The organism is Micromonospora sp. CPCC 205539, assembly GCF_036906815.1.
Taxonomy (GTDB): domain Bacteria; phylum Actinomycetota; class Actinomycetes; order Mycobacteriales; family Micromonosporaceae; genus Micromonospora.
In genome coordinates this window covers 72760-95535 of record NZ_JBAKHW010000013.1, presented here as the reverse complement: position 1 = coordinate 95535, position 22776 = coordinate 72760, and the positions used below count along the sequence as shown (strand labels likewise).

The following is a 22776-nucleotide window of genomic DNA, read 5'->3' as shown; positions in this document are numbered from 1 at the left end:
ATCGTCGCGCCCGACGTCCGGTCGGCGCGTGGGCGGTAGCCCCAGTCTGGCCGTGGCGGCGTCGGCCGACGACGCTGTTTATGGACATGCCTTTTCGGCCAGGTCTGTTGTGCGTACCGGGGAGTCTTGCCGGGTTGTCGGCGGTTCGGTGAGCATCTGTCGGCGGCGCCCCGTCGGCTCGCGCGGCCACGACCACGTGCCGCCGGTGAGCTCGGCGCGCTGTGAGCTGCGGGCGCCGGTGCCGGCACAGAGATTGACAGGAGAGACCGATGGACACTGCACACACTCCGGCCGGCGGCGTTGCCGGCGACCTCGTCGGCGCGATCGCCGACATGCTGGACCGCGAACCCGCGTCGATCTCCCGCGAGACCCGGTTCTTCGATGACCTGGGTTTCGACTCCACCAGCATCCTGGTGCTGCTGACGCAGATCGAGACGCGGCTGAGTTTCGAGTTCGATCCGGACGAACTCGAGCCGCAGGACCTCGAGACGGTGGGATCGCTGATCAGCTTCGTGGAGCGCCAGGCCGTCTCCTGATCCCGCGCCGACGGCGCGGCCGCGACCGAGGTGGCATTGCCGGCCGCCTTCTCTTTTGCGCCGATCGGCGCCTAGGCCGGTCCCGTCGATACCGCTGTCATAAAGCATGCTGAGCGCCTTTTGGCAAGCACAATCTGCCGGCCTGGCATGTCAATCCGATCGGCAAATGATGAGGGTGCAGATTCTCCGGATCGGACGAGTAAGAGCGCTTCTCGCAGCGATTCATCGGTAGTAGCTTGTAGGCGGTTTCACGCGGCAGGCGCCTGGCATGCCGTGCCGGCGACCGCGATGATGCGTGCCGAATCCTGCGCCGACGACGATTCGCCAGAGGATTCCGCCCGCATGGAAAAGGAGCACATTGATGTCCGACCAGCTGTTGTGGCCGCCTGGCCCGGGCAGCCCGGAATCAGCCGCCCGGGCGCGGGTCAGGCCCGCTGGAGACATGCGGGGAGCATCATGATGCCGGACAGCGTGGTTCACGCCAGCGGGCTGATCAAGCGTTACGGAGACAACACCGCCGTCAACGGTGTCGATCTGGACATTGTCCGCGGTGAGACGTTCGGGTTGCTGGGACCGAACGGCGCGGGCAAGACGACCACCATGCACATGATCAGCTGCATCTCGCGCCCCAGCGGTGGCACTTTGCGCGTGCTCGGGATGGATCCGCTCTCCGACGAGGTGCGCATCCGCAGTCGGATGGGGATCTGCGGGCAGGCCGACCGGCTGGACCAGGAGCTCACCGTACGGGAGAACCTGATCACCTACGCCAGGTACTTCGGCATGTCCCGGGCGCTGTCCCGGCAGCGCGCGGACGAGCATGCCGAGTTCGTCCAGCTGGCGGACCGGGCCGGCGACCGGGTGGACACGCTGTCCGGAGGCATGAAGCGGCGGCTCAGCATCGCCCGCGCGATGATCAACAATCCCGACCTGGTGATTCTGGACGAGCCGACCACCGGTCTGGACCCCCAGGCCCGGCACCTGCTCTGGGAGCGCCTCTACCGGCTCAAGCAGCGTGGCGTCACGCTGCTCCTGAGCACCCACTACATGGACGAGGCCGAGCAGCTGTGCGACCGGATCGCGGTGATGGACCTGGGCAAGGTCGTCGCTGTCGGGTCGCCTCGCGACCTGATCGCCGCCCATGCCGGTCCGCACGTCGTCGAGCTGCGGTTCGGCGACGACCCGGTCGAGCAGTATCGCGACAAGGTGGACGGCATCGGCGACCGGATCGATGTGCTGCCGGAGCGGCTGCTGATCTACGCGGTAGACGCAGACGCGGCCGCGGCGGAGGTGCACCGGCGGGGCTTGGCGCCCTCGGGCGTCCTCGTCCGGCGCTCGACCCTGGAGGACGTGTTCTTCCGCCTCACGGGAAGGATGCTGGTGGAATAGGCATGGCGCATCCATCGACCGCGGTGTTCGAACGCCACCTGCTCATCTACCGGAGCCTCTGGCGGACCACCGCGTTCTCGTTCTTCCTCGTGCCCATCCTCTACCTGGTCAGCATCGGCATGGGCGTCGGCGAATACGTCGGCCGCGTCGGCGGGTTCAGCTACCTGGACTGGATCGCGCCCGGCCTGCTCGCCACGCTCGCCTTTCAGATCGGGGTGAGCTCGTCCACCTACGCCGTGTTCGTCGACTTCGCCTGGGTCGGCGGCCTCTACGTCATGCGCAACACCCGAGTCCGCATCAACGACATGCTCGCCGGCTGGTTCCTGTTCGTGCTGGTCGTGCTGGGGCTCGCCGTGTCCGTGTTCCTGGCTGTCACGGCCGCGATCGGTGCCGTGCACTCGATCTGGACGCTGCTGGCACCGCTCGTGTGTGCGCTGCTGGCGATCGCCTGCACCGCGCTTGTGGCGGCGTTCTCCGCGACGATCCGCAGCGACAGCTACTTCCCGCTGCTGTTCCGGTTCGCGGTGGTGCCGACCACGCTGTTCTCGGGCGTGTATTTTCCGGTCGCCGCCATGCCCGAGTACGTGCAGCCGCTGGCCTACGCGCTGCCGCTGTGGCACGGCGTCGAGCTGGTCCGCGCCACGATGCTGGGCACGACGCCAGCCTGGCCGGTCGCGGCCCACCTCGGCGTCCTGGCGGCGTACCTGGTCGTCGGCTACGTACTGGCGCGGCAGGCGTTCCGCAAGCGGCTCGTCGACTAGGGGGATCCATGGTGACAATGGCAATCGCGCACCGGCTCTCCGCCCGCCGAGCGGCGGCCGTGCTGGAGCGCAACGGCAAGGCGACCCGGGTCGGGCCGTCATACTGGCTGCTGTTGGTGTCGGGCATCCTGGAGCCGCTGCTGTACCTGCTGTCGATCGGCGTCGGCGTCGGACAGCTCATCGGCGGGGCGGTGCAGTACGGCGACCTGGCCATCTCCTATCAGAGTTTCGTCGCACCGGCGATGCTGGCCTTCTGCGCGTTCAGCGGTGCCTTCGGCGAGAGCATCTTCGGGTTCTTCAGCAAGCTCAAGTTCGCCGGCGTCGTCGAGAACCAGTTCGCCGCGGGCGTGCGGGCCACGGAGATCGTGGCCGGTGAGCTGGTCGCTGCGACGCTGCGAGGCGCGGTCTACAGCCTGCTCTTCCTCGGCGTCACGGTCGCGTTCGGGCTCGTCACGCTGGGCGCGGCGGTCCCGACGCTCGCCGCGACGGTGCTGATCGGAGCCGCTTTCAGCGCGCTGGGCCTGGCGATCAGCGCCACGCTGCGGGGGTGGCAGGACTTCGAACTCGTCACCACTGGCCAGCTTGCGCTGTTCCTGTTCTCCGGTACGTTCGCACCCATCGCCACCTACCCACCGGCGTTGCAGGTCATCATCGAGGCGACCCCGCTCTACCACGCCGTGGAACTGGTGCGGGCGCTGTCGCTTGGCGCGGCGGGGCAGGGCACGCTCGTGCACGCGGCATACCTGGCCGTGATGATCCCCGTCTGCGGCTATCTGGCGGTCCGCCAGGTGGATCGGGCCCTGCGCCGCTGACCCGGGCGCGGCGGCCGCCGGGCGCGGACCGGTGACCCCCGAACAGGGGCCCCGGTCGCTGCCCCGGCGGCCGTTGCCTTTCCTCGGGTCAGCGACGCCGCGCGAAGCGTGGCGGATCGGCGCTGTGCATGGTCGCGACCGCGGCGACGTAGCCGTCGTCGGCCGCTGTGTCCCACACCCGGACCCCCGGAGGTGGGGCGGCCGCGTTCAGTCTGGCCATCTGGGTCACGCGCAGACCGGTCACCTTGAGCAGCGCCTCCTTGCGCACCCACAGCCGCAGCAGCGTCATCCCGGCGATCTCCGCGGGCTCCTCAGGGTGCAGGACCAGCCGCCGGAGTCCGTCGATATCGCGTCCGACCTGCTCGACGTCTGCGCCTACCCGCTGCCGCTCGCAGACCGCCAGCAGCACTCGGTCGCCTGAATGCGACAGCGAGAACTGCGGCCCCGCGAACGTCAGCCGGGGACGCCCGTGTGACGGGTGCGCGCAGTTCTCGCATGAGCGGGAAAAGGTGAGGCTCCGCGGCGGCAGCCCGGTCAGCTCGCCCAGCTGCCGCCTGGCCAAGGACCAGGCGGCAGCGAACCGGTCACGGTCGGCCGGCTGGCCCATGCGCTCCATCCGGGCCAGCTCCGAAGCCGACAGCAGCGAGCGGTCGTGATCATTGACTGCGGACGGCCGGACCCACCAGATCGATACCATGAGCCCGCCGGTGCCTACCGCCGCGCGGACACGAAATAGCTGCGCGGCACGACCGCCGTCGGCGGTGGGGTGCTCGCCTCCGGCCAGCGACCGAATGCCGCCGCCGGCATGCCCGGCTCCAGGACCGCGTCGACCTGCCAGCCGGTGCCGGCCACGAAGCCGGCCGGGTCGTCGGTGCCGAACCGCCACGGGCTGTTCGCCTCCCGCAGCCGGCGCAGGAACTCCTGCGTGTACGGGAAGGAGAAGATGCCCGTGCCGATCAGGTCCACGGCCAGGCGGCTGCCAGGAACGGAGAGGTCAGCCGCGCGGCTCAGCAGCCGGTGGGCGAGCGGCTCGGGCAGGTAGAACAACAGTCCCTCGCCGAACCACACTGTCGGGCGGCCGGGGTCAAATCCCGCTGCCGACAACGCGTCGACCCATCCGTCGGTGTCGTCGAAGGCCACGGGCACGATGTGCCGCTGCGCACTCGCGGGCACGGGGACGTCGTGCAACCGGTCCACCTTGTACGCCAGCAGCGAAGCCTGATCCAGCTCGAACAGCGTGGTGCCGTCGGACCACGGCAGCCGGTACCACCGGGTGTCCAGGCCGGCGCCCAACGCCACCACCTGCGCGGGCGTCCCGCCGCACGCGTCGCCGATGAAGTCGTCGAACCATCTGGTGCGGATGGCGATGAAGGGGTTGCCGTCGCTGGGCGCACGGTCGGTGTGGAAGTGCTGCAGCAGTGCGGCCCCTTCCTCCCCGGCGAGCAGCCCGGCGAAGGGATCGTCGAAGATCCGGTCCGGTCGGCTGCTCTCGCGGGCGCGCGCCGCGGCGGTCCAGAGCGCGGTTTTCGCCACGGCTGCCATCGATTGCCGGTCAATCATGCGGTCGGTGTCCACCTGCCGAATTGAAGTGGCCCGGATGCCGTCGATCCACTCCTCCGTACGGCTATGGCCGGCCGGGTAGCCGCAGTGGCCGGACGAAGGTCGCTTATCGCCGTGACCGGCCGTTGGCACCATGTGCTGGCACCGTCAGCGTAGCCGTGCCTCGGCGGCTGGGGGCGCGCTGAATCGGCCGATCAGGAGGTCATCGTCGCCATGGATCTGACGCGAGCACAGTTCACCGAGATCGTCGGCAGGGAGATGGGCAGCGTGCTCATGCGCCCTCCGCTGGCGGACTCGGACGACTTCTTCCTGGCCGGCGGTGACTCGTTGCGCGCTGTCGCGCTGATCACCCAACTGGTCTCCCGGTGGCATCCCACCGAGGGCGAGGAGGCCGATCGTCTGCGTAACGCCCTGCTCCTGGGCATCTTCGAGAACGCGACCCCCGAGTACCTGGCCGACCTCATCGGTGCAGAGCAATGACATACACCGTGCGCGAAGGGACACTCCTTCGCGACGGTGCACCGCTGCGGCTGCTGGGCGCGAACTACTTCCCGGCGCTGGCCGGCTGCCGGATCTGGGTCGACTGGGATCCGGACACCATCCGTCGCGACTTCGCCGCGATGGCGCGCGCCGAGCTCAACGCCGTCCGGATCTTCGTGATCTGGCGCGACTTCGAACCGGAGCAGGGGCAGATCGACCCCGTCAGCCTCGACCGGCTCGCCGAGGTGGTGAGCGCGGCGCGATCGAACGGACTGCACTGCCTGATCTCGTTGTTCACGATCTGGATGAACGGCGAGCGGCTCGACCTGCCCTGGCGCGAGGCGCGCAGCCTGTGGCGCGACCCGCTGATGCTGGAACGCCAGGAGCAACTGGCCGGGCGGATCGCCGCCAGGTTGCACGAGCACGACAACGTCGTCGCGTTCGACCTGGGTGACGAGATCGCCAACGTCGACCCCGCCGAGGCCGGGCGTCTCACCCGGGCGGACGTGGCGTCCTGGTACACCCGGCTGGTCGCGGCCGTACGCGCGCACTCCCCGAACAGCCTCGTGCTGCAGGCCAACGACGCGTCGGCGGTGTTCGACACCACGCCCTTCGGCGTGGACAACGCCGCGCAGCTCGACCTGCTCGGTGTGCACGCGTTCCCGCTGTGGTCGCCTGGCGGCATCGAGTCGACGAAGTCGTACAAGGCGACCAACCTGGCGCCGTTCGTGGCCCGGTTCGCCGCCGCGTACGGCGCCCCGCTCATCGACGAGATGGGCAGCTACGGCGTCGATGAGCCGACGGCGACGGCGTTCCTGGGTGCCAGCGCGGCGGCGAGCATCGCGGCCGGTGCCGCCGGGGTCTTCGTGTGGTGCTGGACCGACATCGTGTCCGAGGCCGACCCCTACCGCCAGCGCCCCACCGAACGGGCTGCCGGGCTCGTCACCGCCGACGGAAACCCCAAGCCCAGGCTGCGGGCTCTGCGCCGGATCTCCCGGACGACACCTTCCCTCGCGGTCGACCGCGGCCCGGCGCAGGCCGCGATCTTCCTCAACGAGCGGCTGCGCCACCCGGTCGAGTCCTACCAGGACATCAGCGGCGCCGGGCCGCGGGCGGTGTTCGTCGCCGACCTGCTGCTCACTCGCGCCCACCTCGGCCACATCATGCTCGCCGAGAGCACACCGATGCCGGACGGTGCCGGGCCGGGGCTGGTGATCTGCCCCTCGGTGGAGCATCTGACCCTGCGCGACCTGCGCCGGATCCGCGAGTTGGCGGAGCGCGGAGCCACGGTCTACCTCTCCTCCGGCAGCCACCTGACCGGTTTTCCCGGCGACGACCTGGCGGGAGCCCGGGTGGTCGACTTCTGCCGCGGCGACCCCGGCAAGGCCGGACTGCGCTGGGGTGACCAGCGCTGGCCGCTGGACTGGCGCGACGAGGTCGGCACCCCCTCCACCCTGGAGGCGACCACGGGCACGGTGCTCGCCGAGTATCTCGACGGCACGCCCGCCCTCGTCGACAACCCGGTCGGTCTCGGCCGGATCCTGTACACGAACCTGCCGCTCGAGCGCTTCCTCGACGGAGTAGGCGGCCTCGACTCGGCATGCGGCGAGATCTTCTATCGCATGCTGGCCGAGGTCGCGCGGGTGCGGCCGAAGGTTGACTGCCCCGAGCCCGAGGTCGAGCTGATAGTCGGCACCGTGTCCGGGTCCCGGTGCGTCGTGGTGGTGAACCACGCCGACCGGCCGGTCCAGACCGTGCTCGCTACGCCGTCGGACGCCGTGCCGGTGGCTCTGGCGGCGAAGGACTGGACCGTCGTCGAGCTCGGGGAGGCGACGGCGTGAGAGCGGTGGTGTATCGCGGCCCGCGAGATGTCGCGGTGCGAGCGGACCTGCCCGAGCCGACCGTGGAGCATCCGCGTGACGCCGTGGTCCGGGTCACCCGGGCGGCGATCTGCGGCAGCGACCTGCATCCCTACCGGGGCCAGATCCCGGGATTCGCTGCGGGCACGGTCCTGGGACACGAGTTTGTGGGTGTGGTCGTCGACGCCGGCGCCGAGGTGTCGATCCCGCGCGGCACGCGGGTGGTGGCCTCCGACGTGATTGCCTGCGGCCTGTGCGCGATCTGCGCGAAAGGCTGGCACTACCACTGCGCGCAGGCAACGCTGTTCGGCTACGACACGGTCGTCGGCCCGGCGGTCGCCGGCGGTCAGAGCGAGTACGTGCGGGTGCCGTTCGCCGACACCGTGCTGTACCCGTGCCCTGACGACCTCGGCGACGAGCAGATGCTGTTCGTGGGGGACCTGCTGACCACGGCGTGGGCCGCGGTCGACGCGGCGGTCGCCCCGGGATTCACGGTCGGGGTCGTCGGCGGAGGTGCCCTCGGGCAGCTCGCCGCCATGTGCGCCGCGGCCGCCGGTGCGTCGCGCGTCGTCGTCGCTGATCCCCATCCGGCCCGGCGTATCGAGGTCGAGGCGCGCGGCTTCGCGGCGGTCGAGCCCGCCCTGCTGCCCGCCACGCTCGGCGACGCCCAGGCGGTCATCGAAGCCGTCGGCAATGATGCGGCGCTGGCGTGCGCCGTCGACAGCGCCGGCCGTCGGGGCACGGTGGTCGCCGTCGGGGCACACAGTTCAGTGGCGATGCCGTTGCATACGCAGCGTGCGTTCACCCGGGAACTGACCCTGCGCTTCGTCGTCGGTGATCCGATCCGTGACCGCGAAGCGGTGGTGGCTCTGCTCAGGTCGGGTGCGGTGGACCCGACTGCGGTCGTCTCCGACCGCCTGCCGCTGGCCGAGGCCGTTGAGGGATATCGCGGATTCGATCGACGTGAGTCGCTCAAGGTGCTGCTGATCCCCTAACCGCGGCCGGGTCGGCGCTCGCGGAGCGGTCCGCACCGGCCCGTCCGGTGTGCGCAGAAGACCGGTGACGTTCCACCGTCCGATCGGGGGCTCGTTAATACTTCAACAACACCAGGGGGACGTTGCGTTTCACGAACCAGCCGACACCCACCGCGGCCATGTGGTGGTTCCCACCGCCGTCGGCGAAACCGAACATGTGCGGCTCGACTTCCTCGAGGGGGTCGACGCGTCATCGCAGCGCGGCGAGCACGGCGTCGACGACGATGCGGGATTGGTCGCCTGTCATCGACGCGTGCAGCGGTAGCGACACCAACTGCTCGGCGACCGCGTCGGTGACCGGCAGCCGCAGGTCAGGTAGCGCTCGCCGGTAGTAGGTGAGGTGGTGGGTCGGCGTGTAGTGCACCGACGTCTGCACGCCGGCCGACCGCAGCGCGGCACGGAACGCGGGCCTCGAGGTCCAGGCGGGCAGCACGACCGCGAAGAGGTGATCGGCGGTGACCGCGGGCGGGCGGTCGGCGAAGGGCAGCACCAGCTCCGGAACAGCGGCCAGCGCCGTGCGGTAGTCGGCCACGACGGCGGCGCGGACCTCGCGGTCAGTGGCGAGCCGTTGCAGCTGGACCCGACCTATCGCGGCGCCGATCTCGGTCGGCCGGTAGTTGAAGCCCAGCGCGGTGATGTCGTACCCCGAGCCGCTGTCGCGTTCGCGCGGTGACGTGCTCATCGCGTGTGACCGCAGCGACCGACAGCGGGCCAGCACCTCCGGATCGGTGGCGACGATCATGCCGCCCTCGCCGGTGGTCATGTTCTTGTTGGCGTAGAAGCTGAAGCAGCCGACGTCGCCGACGGTGCCGAGGCACGCGCCGCCGCGATCGCGCACCACAGGGGCGTGCGCGGCGTCCTCGATCAGGAGGAGCCCGCGCTCGGCGGTGAGCCGGCGCAGGGCGGCCAGGTCCGTGGGGTATCCGGCGTAGTGCATCACGACCACCGCCCGGGTGCGCGCGGTGATGCGGCGTTCGACGTCGTCCGGATCGATGGTGAGATCGGTGGGGGAGCGCACATCGGCGAAGACCGGCACGGCGCCGACGGCGACGGTCATCGCCGCACCGGCGACGAAGGACAACGACGGCATGACGACCTCGTCACCGGGGCCGATGCCGAGCGCCAGCAGCGCCAAGTGCAGCGCGGCCGTGCCGCTGCTCACCGCGACCGCGTCGGCGACGTCCAGGGCGCGCGCGAACTCCAGCTCGAACGCTCTGGTGACCGGTCCCATCGACAGCCAGCCGCTGGTGAGCACGTCGGTCACAGCGGCAATCTCGCGGTCGCCGAGCGTCGTCGCGCCGAGGGGCACCCGCCATGCCATGGTGTCGGCGGCGCTCATCGAGGGACCTTCACCAGGCGCTCGGCGTACCAGCGCACGGTGTCGGCGATCCCTGCGGCCAGTCCCGTCCGCGGCCGGTATCCGGTCAGCTCCCGCAGCCGCGTCAGGTCGGGGACCCGCCGGTCCGGAGAACCCGGGGGAGCCGCGTGGACTTCCAGGCGCGGTGCGGTCCCCACCGCCCGGGTGACCAGCTCGGCCAGGTCCCGCATGGACAGTTCGGTGGTGTCGTCGCCGATGTTGGCCGTCACCGGTGCCGCGCCTGGCAGCTCGGCCAGACGCATGGTCGCCTCGACCGCGTCGGAGACATGGCAGAACGCCCGGGTGTTCGTACCGCCATAGATGGGGAACGGGTCGACGCCCTGCAATGCGCGGTCCACGAACTGCGGGATGACGTGGTTGAGGCCCATCCTCGGCCCGTACACGTTGTAGTAGCGGCCGATCCGGATCGGAAACCCGCCGTGGTGCAGCAGCAGCGCCTCGCTGACCAGCTTGCTCAACGCGTACGTGGCGCGCGCCTCATGCGGCTGCCGCAGCACGAACGCGCCGTCCTCGGGCACCGGGAAGCCAGTCAGGCCCGCCGCGGCGGCCCCGTCGGCCACCTCGCTGGTGGAGCTGAGGAAGAGGGCCCCGACCGAGCGGCGGGTGCACCAGTCGACCAGCGCCATGGTGCCGGCGACGTTGTCCCGCAGCACCCGGAACGGCTCGCGGGCCACCCGGTCGACGCCCACCCATGCGGCGAGATGGAACACGATGTCGTACTGCGCGGGTAGCGAGGACGGCATCCCGTCCGTCAGGTCGTGGTCGATGATCCGCAGGTGCGGGCGCAGCGCGACGAGCGCGTCGTCCGTACCGTGCCGCGACATGTTGTCCACGACGACGACCTCGAAACCGTCGGCGAGCAGCCGACGGCACAGGTGCAGGCCGATGAAGCCGGCGCCACCGGTGACCAATGCTCTTCGCACGTTCACCCGTCCTTCCGCTGGGACCTGCCAGGCAGGCTGGTGAGATCGACCTTTCCCATACCGGTACGCGGCAGCCGGGACAGTTCGTGCACCCGGTGCGGCACTTCGTAGGCCGCCAGCCGGGTGCGGCAGTGCGCGATCAGCTCCGCGACCGACCCTCCGCCCGTCAGCACGATCGCCACGTGGACCTCCTGCCCGCCGAGGGAGTCGGCGCCGTACACGGCGGACTCGGCGAGACCCGGATACTCGGCGACCACCCTCTGGACGCGGGCGGTGTTCACCTTCCGGCCGCCCACGTTGATGAACGCGCTGCGACGCCCGCGCAGGAAGAGCCGCCCGTCCTCGTCGAGCACGGCCAGGTCGCCGGTGTCGTGAAAGGTCGGTGGCGGAGACGACTCGCCCAGGTAGCCGCGGAACATCGTCGTGGTGCGTACCAGCAGCCGACCATCGTCGAACCGGAACTCGGCATCGCCTGCCGGTAGCCCCACGCAGTCCGCGGGCCACGGCCGGTCGGTCGGCCGCTGGCAGGCGATCAGCCCGGTCTCGGTGCTGCCGTAGACCTGGAGCACACGGGTGCCCAACCGCTTGCCTGCGGCAGCCGCGACGTCGGCGGAGATCGCGCCGCCGGATGACAGCGCCAGCCGCAGCCGGCTCGGCCGGGGGTGGACGGTGCGCGTCACCAGCTCGTACACCAGCGGGGTGCCGAGCAAGACGGAGCTCTCCTCGACGGCGGTGGCCAGCCCGCGCGGGTTGAACTGGGTGAACATGGTCAGCGCGGCACCGGAGACAATGGCGGCGAAGAGGCCTCCCACCATCCCGAAGGAGTGGGCGGCAGGCACTGCGGCGACGATGACGTCGTCGGGGGTGATGCCGTAGATGTCCCGGTAGAGGGTGCCGCCGCGCACCAGGTTCGACAGGGGCTGCCGCGCCAGCCGGGATTCACCGGTCGAACCGGAGGTCGCCTGGTAGACGTGGACTTCGCCGGCCGGGTGAGGGTGGCTCGATGGGACTCGGCCATCCGGCGCGACGAGCCGGTCGACTGGGATGATCTCGTACCCGTCGGGCTGTCCGGTGGTGTCGCTCGTGACCAGGGTCCGGGTCCCGGCCGCGTAGAAGACCGAACCGGGATCGCGCAGCTGCCGGCTGCCGGATTCGAAGACCGCGACGTCGACACCGGCCAGCAGCACACCGAGCAGTCCGGTCAGCCCGGCGACGGTGTTGTCGACGGCGTACAGGATCGTGTGTCGCTGTGGGAACAGCTCGCCGCAGCGGGTTGCCGCGAGCTGGGCCTTCCGCTCCAGGTCGGCCCAGGACAGTGACGTTCGGTGCCGGCCCTGGTACACGGTGAGGGCGGTCTGCCCGCCGTAACGTCGCGCGTTCGTGCGCAACGCGCTGCCCAGCTCGGTTCTCACACTGCTCCGCCTCACTGACCCGCAGAACTCCGGTCCGAGCATCACTGACCCTCGAAGACCAGGTCGGGACCCGTTCGGCCACGTCTAGGGCTCACGCTAGGGCGGGTGCGTGACAGCGGCAACGGTCGATAATGGGTATAGCTGGGTGTCCAGGTCCTTCGACCGTCTGTGATGGGGCTGTCGCGTGGCACTGCGTGCGGGAGGCTGGCCGGAAGAAGCGCCGTCCGGACGGGAGAGGCGCACGAGATGAGGGCGGCGGATGTCAGGAGAGCACCGCGCCGGCGGCGAGGACGGCCACGCCGTCACGATCGTCGGCCTAGGCTACGTCGGATTGCCGCTCGCGGTCTGTTTCGCCGCCGCGGGCGTGCGGACGCTGGGGGTCGACACCGACGGTGACGCTCGGGCCGCAGCCGCGGCGGGCAGACCATCGTTCTTCGAGCCTGGTCTGCACGACGAGTTGCGCGCCCTGCCACCGGGGGCCCTCACCTTCGCTGGAGGACTCCCGGACACGCCGTCAGCTGCCGTCGTGATCTGCGTGGGCACCCCGTTCGACCTCGCCTCGTGTCAGCCGGACCTGCGCCAGCTCGAAGCGGCGGTGGCCGCCGTCGCGGCGCACATCGGCCCGCAGACCCTGGTGGTGGTGCGCAGCACCGTTCCGGTCGGCACCTGCCGCGACAAGGTGCTGTCCGTCCTGCGCACAGTGGTGGATGAGCCGCTGCTCGCGTTCTGCCCGGAGCGCACCATCCAGGGCCGTGCGCTGGCCGAGATCCGATCTCTGCCGCAGGTCGTCGGCGCGCTCGACGAGCGGTCCCGGGAGCGCGCCCGGGCGCTGTTCGACCGGATCGCACCCGACCAGGTGCATGTCTCCTCGCTGGAGGCCGCCGAGTTGGTCAAGCTCGCGTGCAACGCGCACACCGACCTGATCTACGGCTTCGGCAATGAGCTGGCGACACTCGCCGAGCATCTGCGGCTGGACGCCAACGAGGTGATCCGCGCCGCCAACGTCCGCTATCCGCGCCCCGACCTCGCCAGACCGGGCTTCGTCGGCGGCAGTTGCCTGACCAAGGATCCGTACCTGCTGGTGCACAGCGGCGAGGCGGTCGGCTACCGGCCACCCATGGTCGCCGCCGCGCGCAAGGTCAACGAGAACGTGCCCGTCCGCGCCGCCCAGCGGGTGCTCGGCGCCCTGGCCGTCCGCCAGACTCCGGTCGAGGAGTGCAAGGTGTTCGTCTGCGGGGTCGCCTACAAGAGCCGGCCTGCGACCGACGACGTGCGCGGGGCCGCTTCGGAGGTCATCGCCCGCGAGCTGGGCGCGCAGGTCGGCCTCCTGGTCGCGCACGACTTCCTCGTGCCTGCCGAACGGACGGCGTCGATCGGGTTCAAACCCGTCGACCTGGAGGAGGGCCTGCGCGACAGCGACGCCCTCATCCTGCTCACCGACCATCCCGGCTACGCGGACCTGACGCCGCAGCTCCTGCGTGCCGCGATGCGACCGGACCCGGTCGTGTTCGACATGTGGGGTGTGCTGGCCGATCGGCTGAGCGACGCGGAGGGTGTCGACTATCTCCGGCTCGGACGAGGTTGACGGCGTGCGCCGGATACTCACCGCGTTCGGCTGCATCGACGGTGGGCAGACCTCCGGCGCTCAGCGCATGGCCTGGCGGACCACCGCAGCCCTCGCGCGGCGCGGTCACCAGACGGCGGTGATGACCGACGCGCAGTTGCCCGCCGGCGGCGACGCCGAGCGGTGGCGGCGGTTCGAAACGGCCGGCGCGGCGCAGACGTTCGCCCCGGACGTAGTGCACGCCTACGACCTGGCCCAGCCGGTGGTGGTGCAGCGGGCCAAGGAACTCGCCGACCGCGCCGGAGCGTGCTTCGCCCTCACCCCGGCGTCGACCCCGGAGTGGTGGCCGGACATCCCGGCCGGAGAGCGGCTGTGCCGCCAGGCCGACGTCGTGTACGTGCTGACGGCCACCGAAGCGGAGCGGATCCGCGCGCTGGGCGTCGACCCGGCCCGGATGAGGCGGCTGCCTTCGGCGCCGGATCTGGTCGGCAGGCCCGACCCGGCGGCGTTCCGGGCGCGGTACCCGGTGTCCGACCGGTCGGTGCTCTTTCTCGGGCGGAGGGTGGCGGCGAAGGGGTACCGCACACTGCTGGACGCCGCGCCGCTGGTGTGGGCGGCCCGCCCGGATGTCACCTTCCTGTTCGCCGGACCGTACGGCGAGCCCGCTGCCGCCCCTGCCTTCCGCACCGTGACCGACCGGCGCATCGTGGATCTGGGTGTGGTGGACGACCAGCTCAAGCATGACGCGCTCGCCGCGTGCGACGTGTTCTGCCTGCCGACACGGGCCGACGTGTTCCCCCTGGTCTTCGTTGAGGCGTGGGCGCTGGGCAAGCCGGTCGTCGCCGGGCGCTTTCCCGGGGTCGGCGACGTTGTCCGCGACGGAGTGGACGGTCTTGTCGTCGATCATGATCCAGAGTCGGTCGCCGCTCATCTGCTGGACCTGCTGTCCGATGACGCCAAGCGGACCGCGCTGGGGCGGGCCGGCCTGCTGCGGGTCCGGGCCGAGATGAGCTGGGAGCGCGTCGCGGAGGCGGTCGAGGCCGGTTATCCAGGGCGGTGCTGTTAGCTGCGATCGGGTGCCGTAGGGCGTTAAGCGGTTCCAGGTGATGTGGGCGCGACAATGCAAGGCCGATCTTCGTTCGCTGTCCCGGGGGCAGGCCCAGGAAGAGGAGCAGCACCGCTGACACGCCGCAGTGGGTAAAGGGCCAGGCGCAGCGACGCGATCCCAAACGAGAGGGTGAGGACCAGGACGATGCAGCTCAGCGCCGCGAAGCCATACCCGCCTTGGTACTGCCGCTGGCGCCCGCGAAAAGGGGACTCCCCATCAAGTCCGGCGACACCCCACAGCTCCTGGCGTTGCTCGATGCGATCTGGGTCAACGAGCCCGGACCCGGACGGCCCCGCAAGCGACCTGATGTGCTGATCGCCGACAAGGGGTACGCGCAGGACTCCGCTAGGCCCGCCTCCACGTCGGTCATCGACATGTCGGCGCATTCGGCCGCATCCCCTCCGTGGCGATCCCACGGTCCGGCCGACGTGCTGGCTGCCGCACCCGACCTGCTGCGCCCATGAGCGTTGTCGAGCTCCACCTCGTCGATACGGCGACGGCCATGGCCGAGACGGAGCTGCTGGACGAGGCGGAGCGCCGGCAGTGCGAGACGATCGGGCACCCGCTCGACCGGCACCGCTTCGCCGTCGCGCACGCCGCGGTCCGTCGCGTCGTCGCGGATCGCCTCGCGGTGCCACCGGCCGCGGTCTGCTGGACCTACGGCCCCAACGGCAAGCCGGAGCTGGCTGACGCTGTGCTGCGGGTCAACCTCTCCCATTCTGGCGGCCTGGTCCTCGTCGCGGTGAGCCCCGACCGGGCCGTCGGCGTCGACCTGCAGCAGGTCCTGCCGAGCCTCGACGTGGCCGCCATGGCAGCCCGCTTCTTCCCGCTGGGCGAGGCCGCGCTGGTGGCCCGGTCCGGCGATCGCGGCCCGGAGCGGTTCGCCGCGCTGTGGGCACGCAAGGAGGCAGTCGTCAAAGCGGCCGGCGACCGGCTGACCCGGGGCCTGCGCCTGCCGGTCGCCGGGGGCGCGTTCCAGGTGGTCGAGCACGACGGTACGCGGTACGCGGTGGCCGATATCGTCGCTCCGCCGGGATTTCGCGCAGCGGTCGCACTGGCCGGCCCGCAGCCGTTCCGGGTTGACCCCGAGACGCTCACGCGGAGGTAGCCGAGGCTCGGGGCGCGGTCAACGACAATGATCCTGCCCGCCTCGGGCCAGCTGCGCAACGCGCTGCTGGCCGTCTTCGACGACTCGACGCCCGGGCACCATGATGCGGCGGAGGGCTACCGGCGCTTCGACCGGCGTGAGCGCTCAAGGTGCCGTGATCGCGGCCACCGCCGGTGCAGCCCCGGCCCGCGACATCCGGCGGACGAGCGCGACGAGGGTCGCCACAACGGTCACGCCGCCGAGGTTGGCCACCGCCACGGCGTCGTACAGCGCACTCGGGCTGGATCCGCGCCGCGCCAGCCAGCCGCCCACTGCGACGACGCCGGCGAAGTACACGACGTTCAGCACCAGGGCCAGCGGGCCGTGGCCGATCTGTTCCAGCACCGTCAGCGCCAGCAGTACGAGGCCGAACAGCGCGTACGTCGGCGAGACCACCGCCAGGTAGCGGCTCGTCTCGTGGGCCACAGCGGGATCGCCGGTCAGAACCAAGGCCAGCGGGTCGCGAGCCGACCAGCACACCAGCGCGGTGAGCGCGTAGCCGCCGGCCCCGAGTTCGAGCCCGGCCCGCAGCAGCGCCCGCAGCCGCTGTGGTTGGCCGGCACCGAGGTGCTGGTTCATCAGGATCGCGACCCCGGAGCCGAGCGCCACGGCCGGTACGACGAGCACGCTCTGCAGCGTGATGGCGGCGGCGAAACCGGACACCACGAAGGGCCCGAACGTCGACAGGACCCACAGCATCCCGAGGTTGCTGGCGAAGACCAAGACGAACGACATCGCCACCGGCAGTCCGATCCGTACGAGGAGGCCGGTGACCTCGGGCCGCCAGGTGAGCGCGGCGCCGGCCGGCCACACCGAGCGGCGCCGCGCGAGGATGAGGCCGAGGACGGTGCCGGCGACGCCGCCGACGGCCGCCGCGGCCGGCACGCTGAGGCTACCCAGACCCCAGCGCAGGCCGAGCAGGTACACCAGGCCGATCTCGAACAGTGCGGTGGTGACCAGCACGAGGCCGCCCAGCCATGGATGGCCGGTGCCGCGCAGCGCCGCGACGCACAGCGCCGGTCCCGGCAGGAGCACCATCGCGGCACTCACCCATCGCACGAACGCCACGAAGTCCGCACGCACCGCCGGCTCGACGGAGAGCAGGGTGGCCAGCGGTTGCGCGCATAGCGCGGCGACGAGCCCGACGAGTGCCACACACGGGAAGCCGACCCGGGCAATGCTGGCCACACCCGCAGCGACGGCGCCCGGCTGCCCACCACCGTGCGCGACGGCCGCGGCGACCTGGGCGCTCACCCCGATACCGGCCTGCAGTGCGAAGAACAGGAAGGCCAGCGGCGTGAACAACGACCGTACGTACAGCGCGTCGCCTCCCATGATGCCCATGAGCACGAGCACGGCGGCCGGGGTGATGACCCCGATGAGCTCGCTGGGCACCATCGGCGCGACCATGCGCCACAGCGCGCGCCGCTCAGCCGCGAGGGCCGTGTGCGGATGTGTCGTCTCACCGGCCGAAGCGGCCATTGATGACTCCCTGACTGGCGTTGAGGCGCTGGATGTTGCGGGTGCCTTCCATGAACTCGACCCCGCGGGCGTCCCGAGCGAGCTTGTCCAGCAGCGGGTGCTCCAGGCGGGCGCCCGCCCCGAACAGGGCGAGCGCGGCGAGGGTGGCGTCCTCCGCGACCGCGGCCGCCCGTGCCTTGGCCGCCGAGCCGGCATGCCCGTTGCGGGGGTTCGCGTCCACCGCGTACGCGGCGGCGTAGAGCAGGCGGCGGGCCGCGTGGAGGTCGGCCTCCAGTCCGTCGACGCGTATCCGCTCGGCGCAGCGCAGCGACCGCCGGTTCGCCGACACGTAGTCGAGCGCGGCCCGCGCGATGCCCAGTCCGATCGCGGCGACGCCCGGGCGGAGCTGGTTGAAGGTCTGCGTCGCCGCCCACATCCCGGCCGCGGACGCGGACAGGTGCCGGCCCAGGACGTCGCGCTCCGCCACGGCCACGCCGTCGAGCGTCACCGCGCACAGCTGCGCCGCCCGCAGGCCGATCATTGGCAGTGGCGTGGCTGCGTAGCCGGGGTCGGTGGTGTCGACGAGGACGGCGGTGACACTCAGTGGGCCGGGTCCGTTGCGGGCGAACACCGCAGCGACGCGCGCCCGGGCGGCGTTGCCTACGTACCGCTTGGTGCCATCGAGGCGGTGGCCGTCGCCGGTCGCGGCCAGCGTTGTGGCGAGCCGGCCCGCGTCCGAGCCGCCAGTGGGTTCGGTAAGCGCGAAGGCCGTCCACAGCGTGCCTTCCTGTGCCCTCGCGAAGAAGCCCTCCTGCTGCTCCGAGTCGCCGAGCCGGCTCACCAGCACCCCACACAGCGCCGGGCCGGGGGCGGCCAGCAGAGTGCCGGCGTCGCCGCGGGCCAGCTCCTCGCCGGCGACGACTCGCTCAATGGCGGTCATGCCGTCGAAGCGGTGGCCGTCGAGGACCGGCGGGTCGTCGTTGAACTGCGGCGGGATGGTGGTCCGCCGCAGGTAGGACACGGCGGCGCTGTCGAGGGCGCGGGGCGTGCCGGGTTCCCGGTCGGCGTCCAGTGCGTGCGCCCGCAGATCGTCGGACCAGGCCCGGGTGTGCCGGCGCAGTGTTGCCAGCCGGTCGTCCAGCTCGATCACGCGTCCTCCGCTTCACTCCGGCCGCATGTGCCGAGCCGCTGATGACGGACCCCTGAACCGCACTCCGGCTCGATCATGCAGCTGCCCCGCTGTAGACGTCGGCGAGCAGCTCGGACAGCAGTGCCACCTGTCCCGGGCCGTCGCTGCGGTAGCCTGCGGCGCCGAGCAGCCGCAGCAGAGCGCGGTCGGTGTGCAGGAGCCGCTCGTGCAACCTATGGAGCCCTGCCGGCTCCAGGCCGCCCGTGGACAGCTCGACGATCAGCTGATCGGCGGCCGCCTCAGCCAGCTCGACCCGCACCAGCTGGTGGCTGATCAGCGGGATGCCGCCCGAGGTGCGTTCGCCGAGATGGTCGAGGCATCGGTCGAGCAGCCACTGGGACAGGCCGAGACGTAGCCGCAGCACGCCGGTCCGCCACGCCTCGGGCGGCTCGGGTGGGGCTGACCCGGCACTTCGGATCGCCAGCCATCGGTCCGGACCCACGGTCAGCTCGGCGAGCGGTGTGGCAGCATGCTGGCGGGCGTTCGCGTCGACGAGGAGGGCGGCCGGCGCGACGGCGTGGCCGCCCGGGCCGTACGGGATCGCGACGTCGAGGACCTCGGCCCGCAACTCGGCGAATGCCGCTGCGGGTCGGCCCGCTCGCGCGGTGCGCCGCGGGTCGCTCACGCGGCATCCGGTAGGTCGAGCCGGCACAGCGACAGGTAGCCGAACCGATCGTCGTACTCGACGAGGACCAGCGGCCCGGCGCCGGTGGCGGCGGCCGGCCAGACGGAGGTGGCCATCGGGCCGGCCCAGCTGACGGCGTCCGAACGGTCAAGCGACGGCGGCAGAGCGTCCGGGGGCACGCCGGGCCCGGCGAGCACCCGGACCGGGCAGGTCGGGTTGGTCCGGCCCGCCAGCTCCGCCAGGTCCGCGGCCAGCCGGTCGCCGACCGCGTCGGGCGCCACGCCGTTGTGCTGCCAAAGGAGGACGCCGCCCGGGTCGCCCGGTGGCACCCGGTCGAACACCAGCGCGACCGCCGCGTCGATGCCGGGCACGGCCTCCCGTTCGGCCACCTGCCACGGCACCGCACGCTGGTCGAACGCCATGACGAGCACGCGGGCGAATGGCTCACTCGCCGCGTAGGCGCTGGCGACCCGTAACGCCGTGAACATCGCGACGCGGCCCTGCTCCGATACGGCGAACGCGACCGGCGCACCGGGAAGTGTCTCGGTCAGCAGGCAGCCAGCCGAGAGCCGAGGGTCGACGTCGGGTTTGGCGTGGGCTAGCACGACTAGGTCGACGGACGGACCGTCGCCGACGATCTGCGCCGCCATGGCGGCGAACGAGACCGGCCGGGCGTCGCGAAGGACCTCCGGCCGGTACGCCCGACCGTAGTTGACGACCAGGTCGCCGAGGTACCGGTCGATCTGGTCGTACAGTGCCGGGCCCAGCTCGTCGTCGGCCGGCGGGAAGATGCGCCACCGGGCCTCCGCGAGCCGCAGTGGTAGCACCACCGGCGCGCCCGGGACACGGCGGCCCGCCAGCGGCGGCGGGGTCGTCACGTGCACGCCTACGCCCCGGCGGCGACGGCCGGCTCGGGTACCACCAGCCGCTGCGGCCGCAGCAGATCCTCCACCGTGTCTCGGGCTCGGACGAGGTGCGCCTGCCCGTCGAGCACGAGAACCTCGGCCGGGCTGCCGTGGCTCAGGAACAGCACGGGCGACGCGGTGGGGCCATAGGCACCCGAGCGGAGCACACCGATCAGGTCGCCGGGGCGCAGGGAGGGCAGCTGCACGGCCCGGCCGATGGTGTCGTTCGGCGTGCACAGCGGCCCGGTCACATGCCATCGCTCGGTGGCCGGCTCGTCGGTCCGGCTCAGCAGCGACATCGGGAAGTTGCGCTTGACGAACGAGCCGACGCCCACGGCCGCCATGTGGTGGTTGGTGCCCCCGTCGGTGACCGCGAAGTTCTCGCCCATCGAGGACTTCACGTAGGCGACCCGGCTCACGTAGGTGCCGGCGAGCGCGGTGAGGTAGCGGCCGGACTCCAGGATCAGCCGCGTCCCGGGGTGTCTGGCGGCGAAGCCGTCGATGACCGGGTTGAGCCGGTCGGCCAGCGTGGGCAGGTCCAGGTCGGACTCGCCCTCGAAGTAGGCGACGCCGAGCCCGCCTCCGACATCGACCAGATCCAGCGGGAAGTCGGCGTGGGCGGAGATCCGCTCGGCCAGCTCGAAGATCCGCGCGGTGTTCTCCACGATGGCGTCCTCAGTGAGGATCCGGGTGCCCATGTACGCGTGGATACCGGCCAGCCGGACGCCGTCGACGCGGATCGTGGCCGGGTCGGCGTCGAGAAGCTGCGTATCGTCGATGCCGAACTGTCGGGGCTTGCCGCCCATCGTCAGCCCCGATCCCTTGACGGAGAAGCCCGGATTGACTCGCAGCACCACGGGGACGACCTGGTCATGCTGCCGGGCGATGCGGCCGATGAGGGCCAGCTCGCCGAGCGACTCGCAGACCAACGCGCCGATGCCCGACCGCACGCACGCCGTCAGCTCCGCAATACTCTTGCCCGGTCCGAGGAACATGATGTTCTCCGGGGCGATGCCGGCCCGCTGTGCGGTGACGAGCTCGGCCATGGACGAGACTTCAGCGCGGGCGCCGAGCGAGCCGAGCAGCGCGCAGATCGACAGGTTCGGGTTGGACTTCAGCGAGAAGAAGATCTCGACGGCCGGATGCAGCGCCGCGCGCAGCGCGGTGAACTGCCCGCGCAGCACGTCGGCGTCGTAGAGGTACATCGGGGTGCCGAACCGCTCGGCGATCTCGCCGACCGGGATGCCTTGCACCGTGAACTCCTCGCTCATGCTCTGGTCCCCTCCGCAAGTCTGGTGAGCCGGTTGGTCAGCTCCGCGTCGAGCGCGTTCAGCCCTGCGGGCGTGTCGGAGACGAGGAGCGCGTACAGGCGACCGTCGAACGGCTCAGCATCGCCGCTGGCCGCGGCATTGACAGTCGCGAAGTTGTGGACGAGTACTCCGGCGCCGGCCGCGGCGGTCAGCAGGATCCCGTCGAGCGCGGCGCGCAGCCGCTTGAAGGGCAGCCGCGCGCCGAGGCGCAGCGGATACTGGCGGGCCGCCAGCAACCGGTCGGACGGTACGAACGCTTCCTGCAGACGGGTCTGGTAGGTAGACATGTTGTTGCGGGCGTTGATTTCGATTACCGGGAACAGCCGATCGTCCGCGCCAGCGAGCGCATCGATGCCGGCCACGCCGCAGTAGCCGTCGGCGGCCAGCCGGCGCCCGATGGCCTCGCCGGCGGCGCGCAGCTCGTCGTGTTGGGTCGGGCTGAGGTCGGCCGGGAACCGGTGCCCCTTGTGGACTGCATTGGTGGTGATCGCCTCCTTGACGAAGTCGAACCGGACCGTGCCGTCCCGGCCGACCGTCACCTGGTAGTTCAGGTCGGTCCGCTTAGCCACCCAGCGTTCGATGAGCAGGGTCAGCCGATCGTCGCCGGTGCGGTCGGCTCGGGCCCGGAGCTTGCGGTCGAGTGAGCGCAGGATCCGCTCGTCGTCGATGACGAGGATGCCCTTGCCGGAGACACCGAACGCATCCTTGACGACGATTCTTCCGCCGTCCCGCAGAACCGCGAGTGCCCGCGATACCGCGGCATCCCACTCCGGCAGGCTCGCGCAGGTCCAGCCGTCGGGCTGGCGCAGGCCCAGCTCGTCGGCGATCAACCTGCTGTAGATCTTGCTGTTGACCGCCTTGCAGATCGCCGCCGGGCTGCCGGCCACCGCGATGCCACCTGCGGCTGCTAGACGCTCCTCTAGGGCCGAGACTCCGTGCGGCAATAGCCGGGCGCCGCCTCTGCCCAGCTCACGCAGGCGCTCCAGCAGCGCGGAGTCGGCCAGCGCGTCCTCGGTCACCACCCGCGCCGGGTTCTGGCCTCGGACGCACAGCAGCGACGGCAGGGCGATGCCGAGGTCGGCCAGATAGGCCAGGAAGTCCGCGTCGGGCTCCTCCTTCAGTACGACGTGGTCGCCGGGGCCGGCGAGCAGCATCGCGAACTCGTCCATCCGGTTGACCACCGCTGCAGCGGTGCGCAGGCTGTAGCGGGGCAGCCCGGGCTCGCCCTGCGCCCAGCGGTCCTCGACCTCGAAGTTGCCGAGGAACACCAGCGGCGTGGCGGCGTCGCTGCACAGCGCGACCTTCAACCGGGTCAGGAAGTCCATC

Annotated in this window: 21 protein-coding genes; 10 read left to right on the top strand and 11 right to left on the bottom strand. The window is 71.3% G+C overall.

Annotated elements, in window-relative coordinates:
• The first annotated feature begins 269 nt into the window (after positions 1-269).
• The 4 genes from V6V47_RS14040 to V6V47_RS14025 all read left to right on the top strand — a co-directional run bounded on the left by V6V47_RS14040 (position 270) and on the right by V6V47_RS14025 (position 3495).
• Positions 270-536 carry an acyl carrier protein gene (locus V6V47_RS14040; protein ID WP_334628625.1) on the top strand — a complete coding sequence of 89 codons (267 nt, stop codon included), beginning with the start codon at positions 270-272 and terminating at the stop codon, positions 534-536.
• A 453-nt stretch (positions 537-989) separates the two neighbouring features.
• Entirely contained in the window at positions 990-1922 is a 933-nt protein-coding gene (locus V6V47_RS14035; RefSeq protein WP_442934235.1) for an ABC transporter ATP-binding protein, read from the top strand.
• A gap of 2 nt (positions 1923-1924) precedes the next feature.
• A complete protein-coding gene (locus tag V6V47_RS14030) occupies positions 1925-2683 on the top strand; it encodes an ABC transporter permease (RefSeq protein WP_334628624.1) in 759 nt (252 codons plus the stop codon).
• 8 nt (positions 2684-2691) lie between these two features.
• Positions 2692-3495, top strand: a complete 804-nt coding sequence (locus V6V47_RS14025) for an ABC transporter permease (protein ID WP_334628623.1) — start codon at positions 2692-2694, stop codon at positions 3493-3495.
• Between the two features lie 88 nt (positions 3496-3583).
• On the opposite strand, the gene V6V47_RS14020 is transcribed toward V6V47_RS14025, so the two are convergent.
• Positions 3584-4192, bottom strand: a complete 609-nt coding sequence (locus V6V47_RS14020) for a 4'-phosphopantetheinyl transferase family protein (protein ID WP_334628622.1) — start codon at positions 4190-4192, stop codon at positions 3584-3586.
• Between the two features lie 14 nt (positions 4193-4206).
• Positions 4207-5055: an SAM-dependent methyltransferase gene (locus V6V47_RS14015; RefSeq protein WP_334628621.1), complete on the bottom strand. Its 849-nt coding sequence runs from the start codon at positions 5053-5055 to the stop codon at positions 4207-4209.
• 213 nt (positions 5056-5268) lie between these two features.
• On the opposite strand from V6V47_RS14015, the gene V6V47_RS14010 reads away from it, so the two are divergent.
• The 3 genes from V6V47_RS14010 to V6V47_RS14000 are packed head-to-tail and all read left to right on the top strand — an operon-like array spanning position 5269 to position 8389.
• Positions 5269-5535, top strand: a complete 267-nt coding sequence (locus V6V47_RS14010) for a phosphopantetheine-binding protein (RefSeq protein WP_334628620.1) — start codon at positions 5269-5271, stop codon at positions 5533-5535.
• Positions 5532-7376 carry a glycoside hydrolase 5 family protein gene (locus V6V47_RS14005; protein ID WP_334628619.1) on the top strand — a complete coding sequence of 615 codons (1845 nt, stop codon included), beginning with the start codon at positions 5532-5534 and terminating at the stop codon, positions 7374-7376. The genes V6V47_RS14010 and V6V47_RS14005 overlap by 4 nt, the downstream gene beginning before the upstream one ends.
• Positions 7373-8389 (top strand): alcohol dehydrogenase catalytic domain-containing protein, encoded by a 1017-nt coding sequence (locus V6V47_RS14000; protein WP_334628618.1) that lies wholly within the window; start codon positions 7373-7375, stop codon positions 8387-8389. Before V6V47_RS14005 ends, V6V47_RS14000 begins: the two co-directional genes overlap by 4 nt.
• 229 nt (positions 8390-8618) lie before the next feature.
• Here the strand turns inward: V6V47_RS14000 and V6V47_RS13995 are convergent, their stop codons facing one another.
• The 3 genes from V6V47_RS13995 to V6V47_RS13985 are packed head-to-tail and all read right to left on the bottom strand — an operon-like array spanning position 8619 to position 12141.
• On the bottom strand, positions 8619-9767 hold the full coding sequence (locus V6V47_RS13995) for a DegT/DnrJ/EryC1/StrS family aminotransferase (protein ID WP_334628617.1): 1149 nt from the start codon (positions 9765-9767) through the stop codon (positions 8619-8621).
• Positions 9764-10729 carry an NAD-dependent epimerase/dehydratase family protein gene (locus V6V47_RS13990; protein ID WP_334628616.1) on the bottom strand — a complete coding sequence of 322 codons (966 nt, stop codon included), beginning with the start codon at positions 10727-10729 and terminating at the stop codon, positions 9764-9766. Before V6V47_RS13990 ends, V6V47_RS13995 begins: the two co-directional genes overlap by 4 nt.
• Positions 10730-10731: 2 nt before the next feature.
• Entirely contained in the window at positions 10732-12141 is a 1410-nt protein-coding gene (locus tag V6V47_RS13985) for a class I adenylate-forming enzyme family protein (RefSeq protein ID WP_334628615.1), read from the bottom strand.
• Positions 12142-12400: 259 nt separating this feature from the next.
• On the opposite strand from V6V47_RS13985, the gene V6V47_RS13980 reads away from it, so the two are divergent.
• The 3 genes from V6V47_RS13980 to V6V47_RS13965 all read left to right on the top strand — a co-directional run bounded on the left by V6V47_RS13980 (position 12401) and on the right by V6V47_RS13965 (position 15921).
• Positions 12401-13726 (top strand): nucleotide sugar dehydrogenase, encoded by a 1326-nt coding sequence (locus V6V47_RS13980; RefSeq protein ID WP_334628614.1) that lies wholly within the window; start codon positions 12401-12403, stop codon positions 13724-13726.
• Between the two features lie 4 nt (positions 13727-13730).
• Positions 13731-14771, top strand: coding sequence for a glycosyltransferase family 4 protein (locus V6V47_RS13975; protein WP_334628613.1), 1041 nt, complete (start codon positions 13731-13733; stop codon positions 14769-14771).
• 502 nt (positions 14772-15273) lie between these two features.
• On the top strand, positions 15274-15921 hold the full coding sequence (locus V6V47_RS13965) for a 4'-phosphopantetheinyl transferase family protein (protein WP_334628612.1): 648 nt from the start codon (positions 15274-15276) through the stop codon (positions 15919-15921).
• A 144-nt stretch (positions 15922-16065) separates the two neighbouring features.
• On the opposite strand, the gene V6V47_RS13960 is transcribed toward V6V47_RS13965, so the two are convergent.
• The 6 genes from V6V47_RS13960 to V6V47_RS13935 form a co-directional block, all read right to left on the bottom strand.
• Positions 16066-17442, bottom strand: a complete 1377-nt coding sequence (locus tag V6V47_RS13960; protein WP_334628611.1) for an MATE family efflux transporter — start codon at positions 17440-17442, stop codon at positions 16066-16068.
• Positions 17423-18571 (bottom strand): acyl-CoA dehydrogenase family protein, encoded by a 1149-nt coding sequence (locus V6V47_RS13955; protein ID WP_334628610.1) that lies wholly within the window; start codon positions 18569-18571, stop codon positions 17423-17425. The genes V6V47_RS13960 and V6V47_RS13955 overlap by 20 nt, the downstream gene beginning before the upstream one ends.
• A gap of 73 nt (positions 18572-18644) precedes the next feature.
• Positions 18645-19235: an acyl-CoA dehydrogenase family protein gene (locus V6V47_RS13950; RefSeq protein ID WP_334628609.1), complete on the bottom strand. Its 591-nt coding sequence runs from the start codon at positions 19233-19235 to the stop codon at positions 18645-18647.
• Positions 19232-20119 carry a hypothetical protein gene (locus tag V6V47_RS13945; protein WP_334628608.1) on the bottom strand — a complete coding sequence of 296 codons (888 nt, stop codon included), beginning with the start codon at positions 20117-20119 and terminating at the stop codon, positions 19232-19234. The genes V6V47_RS13950 and V6V47_RS13945 overlap by 4 nt, the downstream gene beginning before the upstream one ends.
• Positions 20120-20121: 2 nt before the next feature.
• Complete coding sequence (locus V6V47_RS13940; protein ID WP_334628607.1) at positions 20122-21411, bottom strand: type III PLP-dependent enzyme; 1290 nt, start codon at positions 21409-21411, stop codon at positions 20122-20124.
• Entirely contained in the window at positions 21408-22775 is a 1368-nt protein-coding gene (locus V6V47_RS13935; RefSeq protein ID WP_334628606.1) for an ATP-binding protein, read from the bottom strand. The genes V6V47_RS13940 and V6V47_RS13935 overlap by 4 nt, the downstream gene beginning before the upstream one ends.
• Between the last annotated feature and the right edge of the window lies 1 nt (position 22776).

Bases quoted from the DNA above. Each gene is read 5' to 3' on its own strand.
- V6V47_RS14040 (WP_334628625.1), top strand. From the start codon at position 270: ATGGACACTGCACACACTCCGGCCGGCGGCGTTGCCGGCGACCTCGTC.
- V6V47_RS14030 (WP_334628624.1), top strand. From the start codon at position 1,925: ATGGCGCATCCATCGACCGCGGTGTTCGAACGCCACCTGCTCATCTAC.
- V6V47_RS14025 (WP_334628623.1), top strand. From the start codon at position 2,692: ATGGTGACAATGGCAATCGCGCACCGGCTCTCCGCCCGCCGAGCGGCG.
- V6V47_RS14020 (WP_334628622.1), bottom strand. From the start codon at position 4,192: ATGGTATCGATCTGGTGGGTCCGGCCGTCCGCAGTCAATGATCACGAC.
- V6V47_RS14015 (WP_334628621.1), bottom strand. From the start codon at position 5,055: ATGATTGACCGGCAATCGATGGCAGCCGTGGCGAAAACCGCGCTCTGG.
- V6V47_RS14010 (WP_334628620.1), top strand. From the start codon at position 5,269: ATGGATCTGACGCGAGCACAGTTCACCGAGATCGTCGGCAGGGAGATG.
- V6V47_RS14005 (WP_334628619.1), top strand. From the start codon at position 5,532: ATGACATACACCGTGCGCGAAGGGACACTCCTTCGCGACGGTGCACCG.
- V6V47_RS13995 (WP_334628617.1), bottom strand. From the start codon at position 9,767: ATGAGCGCCGCCGACACCATGGCATGGCGGGTGCCCCTCGGCGCGACG.
- V6V47_RS13980 (WP_334628614.1), top strand. From the start codon at position 12,401: ATGTCAGGAGAGCACCGCGCCGGCGGCGAGGACGGCCACGCCGTCACG.
- V6V47_RS13965 (WP_334628612.1), top strand. From the start codon at position 15,274: ATGAGCGTTGTCGAGCTCCACCTCGTCGATACGGCGACGGCCATGGCC.
- V6V47_RS13960 (WP_334628611.1), bottom strand. From the start codon at position 17,442: ATGGCCGCTTCGGCCGGTGAGACGACACATCCGCACACGGCCCTCGCG.
- V6V47_RS13940 (WP_334628607.1), bottom strand. From the start codon at position 21,411: ATGAGCGAGGAGTTCACGGTGCAAGGCATCCCGGTCGGCGAGATCGCC.
- V6V47_RS13935 (WP_334628606.1), bottom strand. From the start codon at position 22,775: ATGGACTTCCTGACCCGGTTGAAGGTCGCGCTGTGCAGCGACGCCGCC.